Annotated in this window: 13 protein-coding genes and 1 riboswitch; of the genes, 6 read left to right on the top strand and 7 right to left on the bottom strand. The window is 59.1% G+C overall.

What is annotated here, in order from left to right:
- Nucleotides 1-14: 14 nt before the first annotated feature.
- The 4 genes from N7D90_RS22330 to N7D90_RS22315 all read right to left on the bottom strand — a co-directional run bounded on the left by N7D90_RS22330 (nucleotide 15) and on the right by N7D90_RS22315 (nucleotide 3,528).
- Nucleotides 15-968, bottom strand: a complete 954-nt coding sequence (locus N7D90_RS22330; protein ID WP_261740003.1) for a metal ABC transporter ATPase — start codon at nucleotides 966-968, stop codon at nucleotides 15-17.
- Nucleotides 969-1,009: 41 nt separating this feature from the next.
- Nucleotides 1,010-1,822 carry an aldo/keto reductase gene (locus N7D90_RS22325; RefSeq protein WP_261740002.1) on the bottom strand — a complete coding sequence of 271 codons (813 nt, stop codon included), beginning with the start codon at nucleotides 1,820-1,822 and terminating at the stop codon, nucleotides 1,010-1,012.
- Nucleotides 1,819-2,994: an NAD(P)/FAD-dependent oxidoreductase gene (locus N7D90_RS22320; protein ID WP_261740001.1), complete on the bottom strand. Its 1,176-nt coding sequence runs from the start codon at nucleotides 2,992-2,994 to the stop codon at nucleotides 1,819-1,821. The genes N7D90_RS22325 and N7D90_RS22320 overlap by 4 nt, the downstream gene beginning before the upstream one ends.
- A 201-nt stretch (nucleotides 2,995-3,195) precedes the next feature.
- Nucleotides 3,196-3,528, bottom strand: a complete 333-nt coding sequence (locus N7D90_RS22315) for a DMT family transporter (protein ID WP_261740000.1) — start codon at nucleotides 3,526-3,528, stop codon at nucleotides 3,196-3,198.
- Between the two features lie 145 nt (nucleotides 3,529-3,673).
- Here N7D90_RS22315 and waaA point away from each other — a divergent pair, with 145 nt between their 5' ends.
- Nucleotides 3,674-4,951 (top strand): lipid IV(A) 3-deoxy-D-manno-octulosonic acid transferase, encoded by a 1,278-nt coding sequence (waaA, locus tag N7D90_RS22310; protein WP_261739999.1) that lies wholly within the window; start codon nucleotides 3,674-3,676, stop codon nucleotides 4,949-4,951.
- Here waaA and N7D90_RS22305 read toward each other — a convergent pair.
- Together N7D90_RS22305 and N7D90_RS22300 are read right to left on the bottom strand one after the other, a co-directional pair.
- Nucleotides 4,916-9,547: a dermonecrotic toxin domain-containing protein gene (locus N7D90_RS22305; RefSeq protein ID WP_261739998.1), complete on the bottom strand. Its 4,632-nt coding sequence runs from the start codon at nucleotides 9,545-9,547 to the stop codon at nucleotides 4,916-4,918. The genes waaA and N7D90_RS22305 overlap by 36 nt on opposite strands.
- 342 nt (nucleotides 9,548-9,889) lie before the next feature.
- A complete protein-coding gene (locus N7D90_RS22300; protein WP_261739997.1) occupies nucleotides 9,890-11,326 on the bottom strand; it encodes a TolC family outer membrane protein in 1,437 nt (478 codons plus the stop codon).
- 172 nt (nucleotides 11,327-11,498) lie between these two features.
- A riboswitch (TPP riboswitch) is annotated at nucleotides 11,499-11,604 on the top strand.
- A gap of 154 nt (nucleotides 11,605-11,758) precedes the next feature.
- Between N7D90_RS22300 and thiC the strand changes: the two genes are divergently transcribed.
- Both thiC and cytX read left to right on the top strand, forming a co-directional pair.
- Nucleotides 11,759-13,648 (top strand): phosphomethylpyrimidine synthase ThiC, encoded by a 1,890-nt coding sequence (gene thiC / locus N7D90_RS22295; protein ID WP_261739996.1) that lies wholly within the window; start codon nucleotides 11,759-11,761, stop codon nucleotides 13,646-13,648.
- 158 nt (nucleotides 13,649-13,806) lie between these two features.
- Nucleotides 13,807-15,099, top strand: coding sequence for a putative hydroxymethylpyrimidine transporter CytX (gene cytX / locus N7D90_RS22290; RefSeq protein ID WP_261739995.1), 1,293 nt, complete (start codon nucleotides 13,807-13,809; stop codon nucleotides 15,097-15,099).
- A 117-nt stretch (nucleotides 15,100-15,216) separates the two neighbouring features.
- Here cytX and N7D90_RS22285 read toward each other — a convergent pair whose 3' ends face one another.
- Nucleotides 15,217-15,963 carry an RsiV family protein gene (locus N7D90_RS22285; protein WP_261739994.1) on the bottom strand — a complete coding sequence of 249 codons (747 nt, stop codon included), beginning with the start codon at nucleotides 15,961-15,963 and terminating at the stop codon, nucleotides 15,217-15,219.
- Nucleotides 15,964-16,184: 221 nt separating this feature from the next.
- On the opposite strand from N7D90_RS22285, the gene N7D90_RS22280 reads away from it, so the two are divergent.
- The 3 genes from N7D90_RS22280 (at nucleotide 16,185) to cpdA (ending at nucleotide 18,162) form a co-directional block, all read left to right on the top strand.
- Entirely contained in the window at nucleotides 16,185-16,802 is a 618-nt protein-coding gene (locus N7D90_RS22280) for an NUDIX domain-containing protein (protein WP_261739993.1), read from the top strand.
- On the top strand, nucleotides 16,793-17,245 hold the full coding sequence (locus N7D90_RS22275) for a DUF1249 domain-containing protein (RefSeq protein WP_261739992.1): 453 nt from the start codon (nucleotides 16,793-16,795) through the stop codon (nucleotides 17,243-17,245). Before N7D90_RS22280 ends, N7D90_RS22275 begins: the two co-directional genes overlap by 10 nt.
- A 101-nt stretch (nucleotides 17,246-17,346) precedes the next feature.
- The gene (gene cpdA / locus N7D90_RS22270; RefSeq protein WP_261739991.1) at nucleotides 17,347-18,162 is read left to right on the top strand and encodes a 3',5'-cyclic-AMP phosphodiesterase; all 816 of its coding nucleotides are present in this window, start codon (nucleotides 17,347-17,349) and stop codon (nucleotides 18,160-18,162) included.
- Nucleotides 18,163-18,168 lie beyond the last annotated feature (6 nt).

The following is an 18,168-nucleotide window of genomic DNA, read 5'->3' as shown; positions in this document are numbered from 1 at the left end:
GAGGGTGAGAGGCTTTAGCTCTTCACCACTTTCCTGAAAATCTGCCGCGCCTTGCCGGTCAGGCGCTTGAGCCTGGACTCCGGTGTTGGCGGGTTCAGGCCCTGTTGCTTGACCCAATCCTTCCAGCGAATCCGCTCGTCGTGCACCACCCAGCCGTCCTGCGGTGCAAAGCTCTCGGCCAAGCGCACGCCCCGAGTACTGGCTGGCTGTAACCGATCTTTGCTCAGGGTGTATAACTCGGCGCAGGGCTGGCCCTCGGTCAGCGGGATCAAGTACAGATCCGGGCGCTGGCGATCAAGGCGAGCGACCAGTTGATCGCCCTCCAGCCGTTCGTCGACATGAAACAGGCTCAGGGACTTGGCCTCTTTGGGCACTTCCAGACGCAGGTCGTAAATCAGTTGCAACGATGCAGTTGGCAGGTGTACGTAGGCCCGTGGTCGCTCCAGCAGTGGCTGAGCGCCACAGCGAACGGGCCGCGCTGCACCAGACAAGGGCGTGAGACGAAAGGGCAGAGCTTCACGGTAATGCAGCGCTGCGGAGTAGGGCGCCGGTAACCATGTGTCGTTGAAGCGCCCGCTTAGCCAACCCTCCGGGGTTTCCAGCAAGCACTCTTCGGCAATCTCCTGGATGGCCGTATGCAGGGGCAGGTTGACCTCATGGGCAGGCACATAGCCCGAAATCAGTTTGAGCACCACATCCCCCCGATCCTGGCGCCGCTGGCGCACCAGCACCCAGTAATCGCGGCCTTGCCAGTTCAAGGTCAGGCGGACCGATACCCCAAGGTTGGCCAGTTCCAGCGAAAAGCGCTCAGTGTCGGCAACCTTCACTGGCCGGCGCTTTTGCAGGGTTTGGGTAAAGTTCAGGGGCATGCCGACGCTTTGGTAGCTCAGGCCCTCGGGTGTTGCTTCGACATACAGCGGCAGGGTCTTGAAGTCACTGGGGTTCTTGCGGATCAGCATGCGCGGCATGTCGGCTCCTCCTTGCGTCGGGGTCGGCCGCCTCGGCGGCTTCAGGTTTTACGCAGAACCTGCGCAACAGTCGCCACGTTATGGGCCAAGTGCAGCGGATTGATGGTGCCGACAATAGCACTGGCAACCCCGTGATGGCCAAACACCAGTTCGAAGCTGGCACGCACCGGATCAACCCCTGGGCTCAAGCAGACATGCCCGCTGGCCAGGGCTTTTTTAACCAGAATGGCCTTGCCGTGGGTCGCGGCGTAATCGATGACAGGCCGCTCGGCCTGTTCATTGAGGTTGTAGGTGACCATCGCGCAGTCACCGGTTTCAAGGGCTTTGAGCCCGCCTTCAACAGTTTTGCCCGATAAGCCGAAGCCGCGAATTTTGCCTTCACGTTTCAGTTCGGCCAGCGTCTCGTAGACCTCGCACTCGTTGAGAATCGCAAGGTCATTGCCGTCTGAGTGAACCAGCACCAGATCGATAAAATCCGTTTCCAGACGTTGCAGGCTGCGCTCCACCGAGCGCCGTGTATGGGCCGCGCTGAAATCGTGGCTCGACTGGCCGTCGACGAACTCTTCGCCCACTTTGCTGACAATCACCCAGTCCTGACGCTGGCCACGCAATAGCGGGCCAAGGCGTTCTTCACTGCGCCCGTAAGCGGGTGCGGTGTCGATCAGGTTGATGCCCAGGTCGCGGCTGAGCTTGAGCAACATCCGCGCTTCGTCGTCGTCCGGGATCTGAAAGCCGCTGGGGTATTTAACCCCTTGGTCGCGGCCGAGCTTGACAGTCCCCAGCCCCAGTGGCGAAACCAGCAGGCCGGTACTGCCCAGCGGGCGATGCAGTTCGTGCAGCGTCGGCTGGCTCATGGCAACAGTAGCTCCCAGGCAGTTTTGCCCAGAGGCGGGCGCGGCAGCGGCGGCAGGGCCGGGGCATTACTCGGTTGGATAGCGTCTTGCTCCAGCGCTTTGAGCACCCGGTCAGCGAAGTCAGGTGCGAGTGCCAGCTTGGTCGGCCAACCCACCAGCAGACGGCCTTGATCCGCGAGGAAGGCGTTGTCCGGACGCACCAGGCCCGACTGCGCGGGCTCGGCCCGGTTAACCCGAAACGTGGCCCACTGTGCCTGGCTCAGGTCGACCCACGGTAGTAAATTGCCCAGTTCTTTTTGCGCCACGGCGATTTGCTCGGCCGGTTCGCGGGCAACGCCATCAGCCTCGGCGATTTCACCGCCCAGATACCACACCCACTCGCCATCGGCGGCCGGGTGGGTGGTCACGGTAACGCGCGGTTTGGAACCACCGCCCAGGCAGTGTGCATACAGTGGCTTGAGGCTTGGGCCCTTGACCAGCACCATGTGCAGCGGGCGCAGTTGCTGGGCCGGGACGCTGATACCGGCGCAGGCCAACAGTTCGGCATTGCCTGCGCCTGCGCTGAATACAATGCGCTGGGCATGAATATCGCGTCCATCGACCCGCAGGCCGATCAGTTCGTTGTTTTCAAGCAAAGGCTCGATGGATTGACCGGCCAGCAGGCCATCGCCGGCCAGTTCGGCCAGACGCTCGATCAGGCTCGGGACATCGACTACCAGCTCCGCCAGGCGATAGACCTTGCCCTTGAAACGCGGATTCTGCAGGGCGGGCGGCAATTGGTCGCCCTTGACCTGATCAACCCGGCCGCGCACGGCCTTGCTGGCAAAAAAGCTGGTGAGATTGCCCGCCAGTGTGCCGGGCGACCACAGGTAATGGGCTTCGGAGAGCAGGCGTACGCCGCTCAAATCCAGCTCGCCGTTACCGGCAAGGGCTTCGCGCCAGCGGCGTGGCATATCGGCAATGGCTTCGGAAGCACCGGTCAGGGCACCGTGCAGCGCGTATTTGGCGCCGCCGTGAATGATCCCTTGGGATTTCAAACTTTGACCGCCGCCCAGGCTTTCGCGCTCGACCACCACCGTGGAAAACCCCAAGCGGCGCAGGCGGGCATTGAGCCAGAGGCCTGCAACACCAGCGCCGACAATCAGCACGTCGGTGGAAATAACAGATGGCATGGGCGACCTCAGCGTTTAAAGACAAAGCTGAGAGTATACAGCCAGATCTTGAAGCTGGGTCTGAGTGCACAAAACCGTGTTGATACTCTGTTCCAGGTCAAGCCCCGCAGTGGGAGCGAGCCTGCTCGCGAATGATCTTCGCGAGCAGGCTCGCTCCCACGCTTGAAGTATCTCTGCCGCAGGCAAAGGGACGAGTCGGGCTCAGTGTCCCGCCGTTTTCGAGAACAGCTGGATCACCACCACGCCCAGCACGATCAGGCCCATGCCGAGCATTGCCGGGATGTCGAGCTTTTGCCCGTAGATAAACAATGCCGCGATGCTCACCATCACAATCCCCAGGCCCGCCCATACGGCGTAGGCCACGCCCACGGGAATGGTGCGCACCACCAGGGTCAGCATCCAGAACGCTGTGGCGTAACCGGCGATGACCAGAATAAGTGGCAGCGGTGTGCTGAAGCCTTTGATCGCTTTCATGGAGACGGTTGCAATCACTTCGGCGCAAATGGCGATGGCCAAATAGTAGTAGGCGTTCATGGTGGAGTCCTGAGGTTGGTGCGGGGCAATTTAACAGCAAGACATTCTAGGGTCTGTAAAAGTGTGTAGTGCGTTCTGATTGCGACACGACGGAGGTGATTCGGTGCCATCATCGTGAATACTTTTTCAAGTAAACTCCGCGCCCATGAATAGAACTCTCTACACCTTGCTGTTTCATCTTGGGCTGCCGCTGGTGGCGATTCGTTTGTGGCTGCGGGCGCGCAAGGCGCCAGCCTATGCCAAGCGCATTGGTGAGCGTTTCGCCATCAATTTGCCTTCCATGCAGCCGGGCGGGATCTGGGTACATGCCGTGTCGGTGGGCGAGAGCATTGCCGCGGCGCCGATGATTCGGGCGCTGCTCAAACGTTATCCACAGCTGCCGATTACCGTGACCTGCATGACGCCGACCGGCTCCGAGCGGATCAAGGCCCTGTTTGCCAATGAACCGCGTGTTCAGCATTGCTACCTGCCTTACGATTTACCGTGGGCGGCGGCGCGCTTTCTGGACCGGATCAAGCCCAAACTTGGCGTCATCATGGAGACCGAGTTGTGGCCCAACCATATCCACCAATGCGCCAAGCGTGGCATTCCGGTGGCGCTGGCCAATGCCCGACTTTCCGTACGCTCGGCCAAAGGCTATGCCCGCTTTGCCGGTCTTACCCGGCCGATGCTTGAGGAAATGAGCCTGATCGCGGTGCAGACCGAAGCTGAAGCCGAGCGCTTTCGGCTGCTGGGCGCGCGACCGGAATGCGTTGAAGTCACGGGCTCGATCAAGTTCGACCTGAGCATTGATCCGCAACTGCTGATCAATGCCCGGGAATTGCGTGAGCAATGGCATGCCCAGCAGCGTCCGGTGTGGATTGCTGCCAGTACCCACGAGGGCGAAGACGAGGTGGTGCTGGCGGCTCATCGGCAATTGCTCGGCCATTACCCTGATGCGCTGCTGATTCTGGTACCGCGTCATCCCGAGCGTTTCAATTCGGTTTTCGAGCTGTGCCAGCGCGAAGGTTTTGCCACCGTGCGCCGTTCCAGTGGCGAGGCGGTTGCCGCTCATACGCAAGTGCTGCTGGGCGACACCATGGGCGAATTGCTGTTTTTGTATGCTCTGGCAGACACCGCCTTTGTTGGCGGCAGCCTGGTGCCCAACGGCGGGCACAACCTGCTGGAACCGGCAGCGTTGGCCAAGCCGGTGCTGAGCGGGCCGCATCTGTTCAACTTCCTCGAAATCGCCGCCAAGTTGCGTGAAGCCGGGGCACTTGAAGAGGTCGATGACGCGCAAGGCCTGGCCGTTGCGGTGCAGCGTTTGTTTGAATTGCCACAAGACGCGCAGCGCATGAGCGACGCGGGTCTGAAAGTAATGCTGGCCAATCAGGGTGCCTTGCAACGTTTACTGGACGGGTTGGGGCGCCTGTTGTCGCGCTGATCCATCCAGCGGCAGGAACCAGCGCTCGGCCAGCGCTTTACCGATCTGGCCACGATGTACGTTGACAATGGCTTGCCCGCCTTGTGCATTGGCCAGTTGCGAGTAGTAGCTCAGCTTGCGTTGTGCTTTGGTTTTCAAATGGGCGACGGTGTAGTTCTGCCTGGGAGCATCCGCCTGCTCATAATGAAAATGCGCATACCAGAGCGGATAACCCTGAGAGTCGTTGATGGCGTACTCCTGGATAAAGTCCCGGTGCTCACCCTGCAGCTGTATCCGCTCGCCCAGCCCCGCGATCTGCACCCGCTCATGAGCCAGCAGGTAGCGCAGGTTACCGTCGGTCGGCGGCAACTGCAGACTCAACTGGGTGCGCAATTCCTGGCCTTGGCTGATCAGGCGCCTGGCACCGTCGCGCATATTGTCGACCAGCACTTGGTCGCTGGGCAGGCGTGATGCCAGTGGCTGCGACTGAAGGGCAAAGTGCAGTTCGGTGGCCAGCTTGTCGAGTTTCGTGGCCTCATGAGTGTGCAACTCTTCGACCTCTATGGGGTGTCTGCAACGGACCTTGAACTGCCGACCTTTGCGCAGAAGCTCGTCAAACCGGTCGAACAATTTGCGCGCATCGCCCTTGATCACATTCAATGCGCGTGTCGCTGGCGGTATTTCAGGTTGCACGGTGCGGATTTCAACCCACTCGTCGCCGTGCTGCGAGTAAGTCGAGAGCAATTGGTTGTCGTAGCCGGAGCGTATTTCAATCACCTCAATCGGCCACTCGTTCCCGGCGGGTTTCAGGTCACCGATCAATGGGCCCTTGCCACGGGTATTGATTACTTTTTTCTGCGGTTTCCCGGCCGCCGAGGGTGTGCGTTTGCGAGGGCGCTTTCGTGGCGTCTGCGGGGGTTTTATTTCGGCGGCCAGCTGCTTTACGACACTCAGGTAAAGTTCTTCCAGCAACTGGCGCAGCTTGTTGAAATAGTCGATCTCCAGTTCGTCGGCATTGACGATACTGATACCTTCCAGAGCATCCAGAGCCTGCCCGTATTGTTCGGCCAGGCTGTCCAGCACCGCAAGCCGTTTGCTGGCATCGAACTCCAGGCTATTAAGTTCGTCGTGGGTGCGAAGGTACTCTTTGAGCGGGTCAATCGTGGTGTCCAGCGTTCTCTCGATCAACTTGCCGGAGGTGATTTTTGAGCTGGCCAGTTTCAGGCAGTCGAGCTGAAAGCTTTTAAGGCTCAGGCTGGTGAGTTCCTCTGTGGGTATATCTGCGGCCAGGCGGTAGGCAGTTTCGCTGCCTGCGTTACTGAGGTTGTAGAGCTGCTCGATATAGCTGTTTCGCAGTTCGAGCCGGTCAATGGTGCGCTCGTTGAGTGCAACCAGAGCCTTGATAAACAGTCTGAAGCCTTGAGGATCCAGGTCAGCCGCTTGTTCCATCTCGGGCCCCGGTCTGGTGAACTGCGGCCATTGCTTGATGATGGTTTCTTTCTCGTATTTCGAACTGGCCAAGGCGCTGACCCGGTTGTCGAACAGGCTTTCCAGCAGGGAAATCACAATCCTTTCGTGAAAGGGTATCTGCAGTTCAATACGCTCCTGGTTGCTATCAAGCATGTGCTGGTAATAGTTGAGTGACGCTTGCAACGCGTCGTCGAATTTTTCGCGAAACCTGGCGAGTTGTTCATTGGTAAAACGCGTATCGCCCTGGGCGCGTTGCAGGGCCGCATGTGTTATCTCGACGGCTTTTTGCAGCGGGTCTTCCTGTCTGAAGGAAGCTTGCAACTCGGCCTCCAGTTGTTTTATGCGCTCTGCCTTTTTTTGTTGAAGAGCGGCTATGCGGCTGGGGGCCATGCCTCCTTGCAGTCGCAGGCGCAAGTCCAGCGACCAGTTGCCGTTGCCATCCGATTTCAACGCAGGGCCTTGTTGGCGGGTATCCGTGGGGGCCACGATCACGGCCGAGCCTCCCTGATCGATATAAACCGGGTACAGCTCATGATCGAGCAGGACGTGCCAAGACTGTTGAATGCGGTATAGACCTTTGTGCGCTCCGTTCAATGCTGCGGGGGGCAGTGAACCGCGAAGCGCCACCTTGAACCGATCCAGCCGCTCACGCTGGCTGGGGGTCAGACGATTACGGGCACTGCTGAAACTGAAGTCGAGCACCGTGCTTTGCGCATTGGGAAATTCGCCCGCCAGGGTCACGGCACCCTCGACGATTTTGGGCGGTGGCGGCTCGGGCCACTGCTCGGCGATACGAGCAGGTGCGAAGGGGCGCAAGGCTTTGGCCTTCAGCGCCTTGGCCCGGTGTGTGTCACGGGTTACTGCGCCTGCGGCCAAGTGGAACAGCAGCATGCCGACGTTGAGCAACACATCGGCCGCGGCCAGTTCACGTGCACTCGGGTCATCACTGGCAAGTTCGGGGATATCCTGGCTGGCCGAACTCGCCAGGCTCAGCAGCCAACCTGTCAGCATCAGTGGTCGTGGCAACGCAGGTAACAACAAAAGGCTGTTGAAAATCAGCCCTGCGCCCTCAAGTAACACGCCCCAGCGGCTTTCACTGTTGGACACTGAATCGGCATTCGCCTGGTCCACCAGGGCCCGGGCGGTATTGCCATATAAAAGCTGCATCAACTGACCGTTATGCAGGTATTGCAGCAGTTCGTTATTGCTGGTGCTGGTCGCAAGCCGGGCGGGCTGCGGGACTTCGATGGGTGCGAATTCACTGCCCAGGCCAAACCGCACGTAATGGGGCTCCTTGAACCCGCCGTTGTCGTAGATCGGCCGGGCGAGGTCACTCAACCAGATCAGGACGCTGTCTTGCACCTCGCCAGGTTGCGCGATAGCGTCCAACAGCGCGGCGCGAGTAGGGTATTGGATCAATGATTGCGCGTAGAGCGGCCGATACAGCAGGTGCGGGCCGACATCCATGTTGTCGGGTTCAATGATGTACATATTGCTCACGACATCTGCCACAGCCTCGGGTTTGCGCGCCAGTGCCAGGTTTCTGATGACCACCGGTTGCCCATCAACCTCTCGATCCTCGGCCAGGGTTTTGACCAGTGCACCGACATGGCGTGCGCCGAGCGGGGTCACTCCACTCTCTTGTTTGAGGCTCAGTTCCAGAGCCTGTAACGGCAGTTGCACACGCAAGTGCCGGGCGAACAGTTGCTCGCGCTTCCTGGCATCGGGGGTGTTGCCCAGTAGCAGGTCTTCGAGCCGTTGGGGGTAAACCTTGCCGATGTCGACTTGTTCGATAAGGCCATTACGCCGAGTGATGTAATCGGGCGTAAGCCATTCGGGCAGCGAAAGTCCAAGACGATGTCGCAGGGTTAATGAGCCTTTTGGGCGTGCGAACAAGTTTTTCAGGGCCAGGTCGGTCAGGCTCATCTTGACCCGTTCCACCATGCCGATGGTGCCCGCAAACCCGGCCGCGGTATGAAAGGTCAGTTCAATATCGTCGGGATTCAGGGTTTGTTTGGCGGCATGCAGGTCCAGGTGTTGCTCAAACCGTAGCTGTTCACGTTGCATCTGCTGCTGCAGGGCATCGGCGGCGTAGCTGCGAATGTCGGCGATGTCGCTGAGGAAGGTGCGTCCGTTACTGCTTTTTTTTGTGCAGGCCCAGGCCACGCTGTATTGGCGGTAAAGGGCCTGCTCTGCAAGGGATGCATTTTTCAGCCATGCGGGCAGAAGCTGCTTTAGCGCTTCAAGGGTTTGCGGACTGGCTTGCGGGGCGTTGAGAAAAAACGCCGAGGGATCGGTGATGTCCCGATAGACCGTTTGCAGCGCCTGCCAACCGATACCGGCTGGCAGTTTCAGGTTGCTCAGATCCTCCAGTTGATGGTTCAGCAGGGCGGCGGCATGGGCGTCAAACACGTTGCCGTCAATCTCGAAGGATCTGACGCGAATTTCTTGCGCCACATATCTTTTACCGATCCAGGAGGACCAGTCTTTGGCAACCTGGTCCAGATCTTTGAATAACAAGGTGCTGGCGTTCGCTTTCCAGATCAGTGCCAGGTCTGTGCCTGTCAGTACGATTCTTTGGCTCAGCACGGATTTGCTCACCCCGGCATTGATGATTGTCGCCCTGAGCCAATAGGCGCGGATTGCGTTTTCACCGTATTGACGGATTCGATCTTCGCGCTCCGGGCAATTGATCACCTGGTCAATGGCCTGGCGAGCCTTGTCAGCCAGATCGGGTTGTTGCAGGGCGCCGATGCTCAGGGTGTCCCTGATTACATCGTTGAGCCACTGCCAGCGGCTGATGCCAGTGTCGGAACGGTCTGCCCAAAAATCGCTCAGTGCATTCTGCAAGCTCAGAGGCAAGCGCCAGCTCAGTTGTTTGACCAGGGTCTCGATGACTTTCATGTCCGGTTCATCTTCACCGGATTTGAGCCATGCGGGTGGGGCATCGGACAGGTAGAAGGATTGAGCGTTGACGGGGCTTAAGTCCAACGCAGTGCCGCTGCCCAGATAGTCCAGAACCCGTGGCATGAAAGGCTCCATAGCCCAACCGCCTTGCGCGCGGGGAGTGGCCAGCCGGGTGCGCTGCAGGTCGATTTTCAGTGAGGGATACTGGTGTGCAATGGCCTCGCTGAGCACTGTACGCACGATTGATTCGAGGTCGGGGGGGGGTGGCGAATTGGGCCTTCACGGCGTTTATCGCGGGTACAACAGACGGTAAAGAGGGTTGAGCCGAAGAGGGTAGTGACATGGGAGTGCCTGTCTTGAGTTCAAGGAGGTCAACAGACCGGAGTCGTATTTACCTCTGGAGCTCTCAAAAACAGGTGGTACCGGGATATACCGGCACAAACGTGGGAGCGAGCCTGCTCGCGACACTCTTGAGACCTTCGCCAGCAGGCTCGCTCCCACAGTTGCGGTCACACGGCGCTTAAGTGAACTGCACTACGCAGGTTGCGATCTTTGCAGCGAAAAGATCGCAACCTGCGCCAGTCAATTACCCGGCGAACGCATATTGGCTTCGGCCGCCTTGGCCAGATCCGGTGGCAGGAAGTCCTTGTCCGGGTTGTAGTCGGCTTTCAGGTAACGCGACAGCGCTTCCAGATCCCCAGGGTTCAGGGTGCCCGCTGCCTGCTTGAGGCGCAGGTTATCGAGGATGTAGTCGTAGCGGCTGTTGTTGTAATCACGCACTGAGTTGTACAGCTGGCGTTGGGCGTCGAGCACGTCGACGATATTGCGTGTGCCGACCTGATAGCCGATTTCCGTGGCTTCCAGCGCGCTCTGGTTGGAGATGATCGACTGTTTGCGTGCTTGTACCTGCTCAACGTCGGTGTTCACCGCACGGTGCAGGTTGCGGGTGTTTTCGACCACCTGGCGACGCAGGGCTTCACGCTGCTGCTCGGTCTGGTCCAGGCGCGAGTACGACTCGCGAACCTGCGAACTGGTCAGCCCGCCGCTGTAGATCGGGATGTTCAACTGCACGCCAATGCTGCGTTGTGACACATCGCCGCCATAGCGCTGGTTGAGGGCGTTGGGGTTGCTCAGGCCAAAGGCGTCGTTGTCCCCGGTCTTGTACTGCACCACGGCATCAAGGGTTGGCGCGTGGCCGGCCTTGCGTTGCTTGAGGGTTTCTTCGGCGGCATCCACCGCGTAATTGCTGGCCAGCAGGTTGAGGTTCTGCCGGCCGGCGGTGTCGACCCATGCCTTGGCGTCATTGGGCGTCGGCGGCAAGATCGGCAAGGTATGGCGCATGCCTTCAATGGCGTTGTACTGACGGTTGGTCAGGGTAATCAGCGACTCAAAGGCGTCTTCGACCTGGCGCTGAGCGAGCATCCGATTGGCGCGTGCCGTGTCGTAGCTGGCCTGGGATTGCAACACGTCAGTCTTGTCCGACAGACCCACGTCAAAGCGCTCGCGGGACTGGTCCAGCTGGCGCTTGAACGCGGCCTCTTCGGCTTTGGTGGCTGCCAGTGTGTCCTGGGCGCGCAGTACCGAAAAATAGGCATTGGCGCTTTGCAGGATCAAGTTCTGTTCGGTGGCCGAGAGCTGCAGTGCAGCCTGTTCATTGACCGATTCGGCCGCCTTGAGCTGGAACCAGCGATCAATCCGGAAGATCGGTTGTGCCAGGGTCGCCTGATACACCACTGCGCTGCGGGTGGTCGTCAGTGACGGCTGGTCGATGGAGGTGCGCACATTGCTCGACTCGGCACCTCCCGACAGGTTGGGCAGCAAACCGGCGCGGGCCTGGGGCACGATTTCCTTGCGTGCGGAGTAATCGGCGCGGGCAGCCGCCAGATCAGCGTTGTTATCCACAGCCTCCTGGTAAACGCTGACCAGGCCGTTTTGGTTGGACAATGGGGCGGTGGTATCCAGAGCCATTGCGCTGGTCGCCCAAGACACGGCTAGAGCCAGTGATAGTTTGCGCAGCATGAGCGATCCCTAGTTCAAGAATGCGAAAAATGAAAGCCCGAGTCCGACTCGCGTTTTCAAGAAGTAGCGAGTGTAGTAGTGGTGGCACCTTGCAACAATGGCGTTGTTGCGCCTTTTATCACCCGCTTGATTGTGGTGTTGGCGTTCTGTCTCACTCTTGTCTAGACTGGCCGGGTTCTTGTCGGGGTGCCTTGCTATGAGGCTGAGATCGAATAATTTCGGATCCCGTTGAACCTGATCAGGTTAGCGCCTGCGTAGGGAACAAGATTTCTCGTCTCCCGGCGAGTCCTCTTGAGTGCTGTCCGGGATCGATTGGTCAAAAAATGATCAGTCGTTCGAGGCCGTCACTCAGCATCCAGTCCTTGGGTGCATCCGTACATTTTTCAGGTTCTCCCTCCGACAATCCGCCTGGATGCAGTCTGGAGAGCCGTGATGAGTACAAAACCAAAAAACGCGATCAATCTCAGTGATTCGGCCAAGGTCGATGAGCAGTCGGTCAAGCCGTTTACCCGCTCGCAAAAAGTCTACGTACAGGGTTCGCGCCCGGACATTCTGGTGCCGATGCGTGAAGTCAGCCTGGATGTCACACCTACCGATTTTGGCGGCGAAGTGAACGCCCCGGTATTGATCTACGACACCTCCGGCCCGTATACCGACCCGTCCGTGCAGATTGACGTGCGCAAAGGCTTGGGTGACGTGCGTTCGGCGTGGATCGATGACCGGGCCGACACCGAACGCCTGTCGGGCCTGAGTTCGAACTTCGGGCAAATGCGCCTGGACGATGCAGAGCTGACCAAGCTGCGTTTTGCCCACGTGAAAAACCCGCGTCGGGCCAAGGCCGGGGCTAATGTCACCCAGATGCACTATGCGCGTAAGGGCATCATCACCGCCGAGATGGAATACGTCGCCATCCGCGAAAACATGAAGTTGCAAGAAGCTCGTGCCGCCGGTCTGCTGGATCAGCAGCACCCTGGCCACAGCTTCGGCGCCAGCATCCCGAAAGAAATCACTGCTGAATTCGTGCGCGAAGAAATCGCCCGCGGTCGCGCCATCATCCCGGCCAACATTAACCACGTTGAGCTGGAGCCGATGATTATCGGCCGTAACTTCCTGGTGAAGATCAACGGCAATATCGGTAACAGTGCGTTGGGCTCGTCCATCGAAGAAGAAGTGGCCAAGCTGACCTGGGGCATTCGCTGGGGTTCGGACACGGTGATGGACCTGTCCACCGGCAAGCACATCCACGAAACTCGCGAGTGGATCATCCGCAACTCGCCGGTGCCGATCGGCACCGTGCCGATTTACCAGGCGCTGGAGAAGGTCAACGGCGCGGCCGAAGACCTGACTTGGGAGTTGTTCCGCGACACTCTGATCGAACAGGCCGAGCAGGGCGTCGACTACTTCACCATCCACGCCGGTGTGTTGCTGCGCTATGTGCCGCTGACCGCCAAGCGCGTGACTGGCATCGTGTCCCGCGGTGGTTCGATCATGGCCAAGTGGTGCTTGGCGCACCACAAAGAGAACTTCCTTTACACCCATTTCGACGAAATCTGCGAAATCATGAAGGCCTACGACGTCAGCTTCTCGCTGGGCGATGGCTTGCGTCCGGGCTCGATTGCCGATGCCAACGACGCCGCGCAGTTTGGCGAGCTGGAAACCCTCGGCGAGCTGACCAAAATCGCCTGGAAGCATGATGTGCAATGCATGATCGAAGGCCCTGGCCACGTGCCGATGCAGTTGATCAAAGAGAACATGGACAAGCAGCTGGAGTGCTGTGACGAGGCGCCGTTCTACACCCTCGGCCCACTGACTACCGACATTGCTCCGGGTTACGACCACATTACCTCGGGTATCGGTGCGGCCATGATCGGTTGGTTCGGTTGTGCCATGCTTTGCTACGTAACGCCCAAGGAACACCTGGGGTTGCCGAACAAGGATGACGTGAAGACCGGGATCATCACCTACAAGATCGCTGCCCACGCTGCCGATTTGGCCAAGGGCCATCCGGGGGCGCAAATCCGTGATAACGCGTTGAGCAAGGCGCGGTTCGAGTTCCGCTGGGAAGACCAGTTCAACCTCGGCCTGGACCCGGACACCGCGCGCTCCTACCACGACGAAACCTTGCCCAAGGATTCGGCCAAGGTCGCGCATTTTTGCTCCATGTGCGGGCCGAAATTCTGCTCGATGAAAATCACCCAGGAAGTGCGCATCTACGCCGCTAACCAGCGCATCGATGCTATCGACGTGGACGTTGCCAAAGGCCTGGCTGAACAGGCTGAGCGCTTCAAGCAGGAAGGCAGTCAGCTGTACAAAAAAGTGTGATCTGAAACGCGCCAGCCCTGCTGGCGCAAATCTCTGTAGCCGCTGCTGCAGGCTGCGATAAGGGCCGCAGGACCTTTAACAAGCGAAGGTCGCTGCGCAACCTATCGCAGCCTGCGGCAGCGGCTACAGGGTTTGTCCTTCTTTTTGAGGCTCATTCCTTGAACACACCCGGCACTTACTCCCCCGACCTTGCTGTCCCTCTGGACCGGCGCGTATTCGGCGGTCGTGATTTGTTTTCCCTGTGGTTTTCCCTTGGCATTGGCCTGATGGTGTTGCAGACCGGCGCGTTGCTTGCACCGGGGCTGGGGCTGACAGGTGCGTTGCTGGCGATTTTTCTCGGCACGCTGGTGGGCGTGTCGCTGCTGGCCTCGGTCGGCGTGATTGGCAGCGATACCGGCTTGTCATCGATGGCTGCGCTCAAGCTCAGCCTCGGCACCCGCGGCGCCATGCTCCCGGCCATGCTCAATGTGTTGCAACTGATTGGCTGGGGCTCGTTCGAAATCATCGTGATGCGCGATGCGGCCAGCCTGCTCGGTGCCCGGGCCTTCAACGAAGGCAGCCTGCTGAGCAACCCCTTGTTGTGGACGCTGTTCTTCGGCGCTCTGGCTACCTTGCTGGCAGTCAGCGGGCCATTGACCTTTGTGCGTAAGGTGTTGCGCAAATGGGGTATCTGGCTGCTGCTGGCGGCTTGTATCTGGCTGACCTGGAACCTGTTTTCCAAAGCCGACCTGCCTGCGCTGTTGGCACAAAAGGGCGATGGCTCGCTGCCATTTGCCGTGGGTTTTGATATCGCCATCGCCATGCCGCTGTCCTGGCTGCCGCTGATTGCGGATTACTCACGCTTCGGCAAACGCGCCAAAAGTGTATTCGGCGGCACGGCACTGGGCTTCTTTATCGGTAATTTCTGGTTGATGAGCCTAGGCGTGGCTTACACCCTGGCGTTTGCGCCGAGCGGTGAAGTCAATGCGCTGCTGTTGGCGCTGGCGGGTGCGGGGTTGGGTATTCCGTTACTGCTGATTTTGCTCGACGAGTCGGAGAACGCTTTTGCCGATATTCACTCGGCGGCGGTTTCTGGCGGGATATTGCTGCGTTTGAAAGTTGAGCATCTGGCCTTGGCTATCGGTGTGATCTGCACCCTGATCGCTTGCTTCGCGCCGCTGGCGCAGTACCAGAACTTCCTGTTGTTGATCGGCTCGGTGTTTGCGCCATTGTTCGGTGTGGTGCTGGTGGACCACTTTGTCCTGCGCAAGCGCAGCGCCCAGGTGATGCCAACTCTGTTTCGCTGGCCTACCTTGCTGGCTTGGTTGGGCGGAGTGGTGACTTATCACCTGCTGGCCAATTTATTGCCGGATATTGGCGCAACCTTGCCTGCGTTGTTGCTGGCCGGGGTGTTGCAGTGGGTGTTGGGGCGCGCTGCAAAAACGCCCTTAACCCTGAGCACGGAGCACTAAATCTGTAGCCGCTGCCGCAGGCTGCGATAAGGCCCCGAAGGGCCTTAGTTTTCGACCTTGATGGCAGGGGCCGCTGCGCTGCCCATCGCAGCCTGCGGCAGCGGCTACAGGTTGTGGTTAGCCCTGGGCCGGGAACCACTCAGGTTTAAAAATCCCTTTCAGGCGCGAGTAGGGGATCTTCAGCTCAACATGACCTTCGGAGTACGGCGCAATGCTGTACACGTCATATTTGAGCACTACGTTGTCCTTGAGCAGCGCTACGTGCGGGGTCTTCTCGAACGGCCAGTTTTTTACGAACTCCGGATCGCTGCCATAGTGGCTGCTGATCAACCAGTTGTTGTGGGCCACTTTGGCGGCGCCCCAAAAGGCTTGCTCCTGACCCGGCAGCAGCATGTCCTGCAAGGTCACGTCTCTTTGTTCTTTGCGTGAATAGTTGATAAAGCCACGCCCCGGCATGCCATGTGCGCCGCCGGTGTCCAGGTAGCTGGACAGCTCGACAATCACCAGACCGTCATGTTGTTCGCGTACCTTGGCTTGCAAATAGGTGCTGTTGCGGCTGTCGGCGGTACGCAGGAAATGCTCGCGGTAGGCGTTGAGCGATGGTGCCATTTTTTCGTCAGGGGAGCTGACGGTCATTCTCAACAGGCGGCTTTCAATCAGCGCGTCGAGCTTGGGCGCGTCGGCGAAGTGCAATGTGTCGATATTCACCAGTGGGCAGTCCTGGCCGCTGCAGCCGGCTTTGACTTGCTCCGAGGCATCATTGGTAAACCCCAGCGGTTTTTGTACCGAAGGTTGAAACATGCTTTGGCAAGCGCCCAGGGTCAGGGCGATGCAAGTCATGGAAGCAAACTTTAAAAGCGACATGGTCGTCCTTCATCGTCGAAAGAAAGGGGAAATAATGGTGGTTCGACTGCCAGCATGGGCATCGGTTCGCCACTAAGCTTACATAGAGCCAATTAGAGTTGTTTTGCAGGCAATCCGTCTATCCCCGCGTCATAAAAGAGGCTGCATCCGCAGGTGCAGGCGCGTTAGGATGCGCGATGCCGAGGGCCACCCCGGTGAAATTCGCCAGCAAGGGGTTTGCAATGACTGATATCACCAAGGCCACGCCGAGCGCCGTTGAGATCGTAAAACGCGAGAACGGTTATCAGGGTTTTTACAAACTTGATCGCGTGCACCTGCGCCATGAACTCTTCGCCGGAGGCATGAGCCGTGAGATCAGTCGCGAAGTGTTTGTGCGTCATGACGCGGTGTGCGTACTGCCTTATGACCCGCAGCGCGATGAAGTGGTACTGATTGAGCAATTTCGGGTTGGGGCCATGGGCAAGACCGAAACCCCGTGGCTGATCGAGCTGGTTGCCGGGTTGATCGACAAGGCCGAAGTGCCTGAAGAGGTCGCTCACCGTGAAGGTGAGGAGGAGGCCGGACTGACGTTCTCGTCACTGTGGCCGATCACCCGTTATTTCCCGTCACCGGGCGGCAGCACCGAGTTTGTGCATTTGTACCTGGGGCGTTGCAGCACCGTGGGTGTGGGTGGCTTGCATGGCCTCGAAGAAGAAGCGGAAGATATCCGTGTAACGGTATGGGCGTACGAAGATGCGCTGCAAGCAGTACGTGATGGACGTATTTCCAATGCAGCGAGCATTATTGCCCTGCAATGGCTGGCGCTTAATCGCGCTGAAGTGAGGGGGCTATGGTCGTAAATGGGGTTCGCGATCGTTATCGAGTTGATCTGATCGGGCTGCAAGCAGCTTGCGAGGCCAACTACGCGCGGCTGATGCGTTTGTTGCCAGAGATGCGCGAGCAACCTGGCCCGCGTCGGATCGCTGTGACCCAGGGTGATCAAATGCTGGGTGTACTGACGCTTGAGGTGATTCTCGACTGCCCGTACACCACCACCCTGCGGGTGCGTCAGGAACACAGCTTGCCCTGGTTGCCGGTGCCCGAGTTGCAGGTGCAGGTGTATCACGATGCGCGTATGGCCGAAGTAGTCGCTGCCGAGCATGCCCGGCGCTTTCGCAGCATCTATCCTTATCCCAACATAGCCATGCACCAGCCTGACGAAAAAGCCCAGCTCAATGTGTTTTTGGGTGAGTGGCTGAGTCATTGCCTGGCGTGTGGGCATGAATACGCTGAAGTGCGCTGAGCCAGCGCTTTTGCTCGTTGCAGCCTTCGGCAGCGGCTACAAAAGTTTGAACGGTGGCTGCATAATCGAGCCATTCATTGACCCCTCCCGGGAGAGCCACCTTGCCCAATGTATCCACGCTGACCACCGAAGATCCGGTGCTGCTGGTGCAGCTGTCTGACAGCCATTTGTTTGCTGATCCAGACGGTTCGCTGCTGGGGCTCAAGACGGCGCAGAGCCTGCAACAGGTCATCGATCTGATCCGCGCCGAGCAACCGCATATCGACGGCGTACTGGCCACTGGCGATTTGACCCAGGACGGTAGCGTCGAGGCTTATCAGCACTTTCGCAAACTGACGGCGCAACTGGCGCCGTTTGCCCGTTGGATCCCCGGTAATCACGATCAAATACCGCAAATGCGCGAAGCCGCCGTACAAAGTCGTCTGTTGGAGGCGGTGGTTGATATCGGCAATTGGCGCATTACGTTGCTCAACTCGGCGGTGCCCCATTCCACTCCCGGTTATCTGGAAGACGACCAACTGCAACTGCTGGCGCAATCCTTGAGTGAAGCGCCCGAACGTCATCATCTGGTGTGCTTGCATCACCATCCAGTGTCGGTGGGGTGTGAGTGGCTGGAGCCGATTGGCCTGCGCAACGCCAAGGAGTTCTGGGCGGTCCTGGATCGTTATCCACAGGCCCGGGCGGTGCTCTGGGGGCATGTGCATCAGCCGTTCGATCAGCAGCGCAACGATGTCCGGCTGCTGGCATCGCCGTCGACCTGTATCCAGTTCGCAGTTGGCAGCCAGGACTTCAAGGTCAGCAACGAGGCACCGGGCTACCGCTGGTTGCGCCTGCAACCTGATGGCACGTTGCAAACCGGCGTGTCGCGCCTGGCCGGTTTCACTTTCGAGCCGGATTACAGCGCCAATAATTACTGAAATATC

The sequence above is a fragment of the Pseudomonas fragi genome, from assembly GCF_025426255.1.
Lineage (GTDB): Bacteria > Pseudomonadota > Gammaproteobacteria > Pseudomonadales > Pseudomonadaceae > Aquipseudomonas > Aquipseudomonas kulmbachensis.
The sequence above is the reverse complement of the archived record's forward strand: the minus strand, read 5'-3'. Positions and strand labels throughout refer to the sequence as shown.

Excerpts from the sequence above, each read along its gene's own strand:
- N7D90_RS22330 (WP_261740003.1), bottom strand. The coding sequence starts at position 968 with ATGCCGCGCATGCTGATCCGCAAGAACCCCAGTGACTTCAAGACCCTG.
- N7D90_RS22325 (WP_261740002.1), bottom strand. The coding sequence starts at position 1,822 with ATGAGCCAGCCGACGCTGCACGAACTGCATCGCCCGCTGGGCAGTACC.
- N7D90_RS22320 (WP_261740001.1), bottom strand. The coding sequence starts at position 2,994 with ATGCCATCTGTTATTTCCACCGACGTGCTGATTGTCGGCGCTGGTGTT.
- N7D90_RS22315 (WP_261740000.1), bottom strand. The coding sequence starts at position 3,528 with ATGAACGCCTACTACTATTTGGCCATCGCCATTTGCGCCGAAGTGATT.
- waaA (WP_261739999.1), top strand. The coding sequence starts at position 3,674 with ATGAATAGAACTCTCTACACCTTGCTGTTTCATCTTGGGCTGCCGCTG.
- N7D90_RS22300 (WP_261739997.1), bottom strand. The coding sequence starts at position 11,326 with ATGCTGCGCAAACTATCACTGGCTCTAGCCGTGTCTTGGGCGACCAGC.
- thiC (WP_261739996.1), top strand. The coding sequence starts at position 11,759 with ATGAGTACAAAACCAAAAAACGCGATCAATCTCAGTGATTCGGCCAAG.
- N7D90_RS22285 (WP_261739994.1), bottom strand. The coding sequence starts at position 15,963 with ATGTCGCTTTTAAAGTTTGCTTCCATGACTTGCATCGCCCTGACCCTG.
- N7D90_RS22280 (WP_261739993.1), top strand. The coding sequence starts at position 16,185 with ATGACTGATATCACCAAGGCCACGCCGAGCGCCGTTGAGATCGTAAAA.
- N7D90_RS22275 (WP_261739992.1), top strand. The coding sequence starts at position 16,793 with ATGGTCGTAAATGGGGTTCGCGATCGTTATCGAGTTGATCTGATCGGG.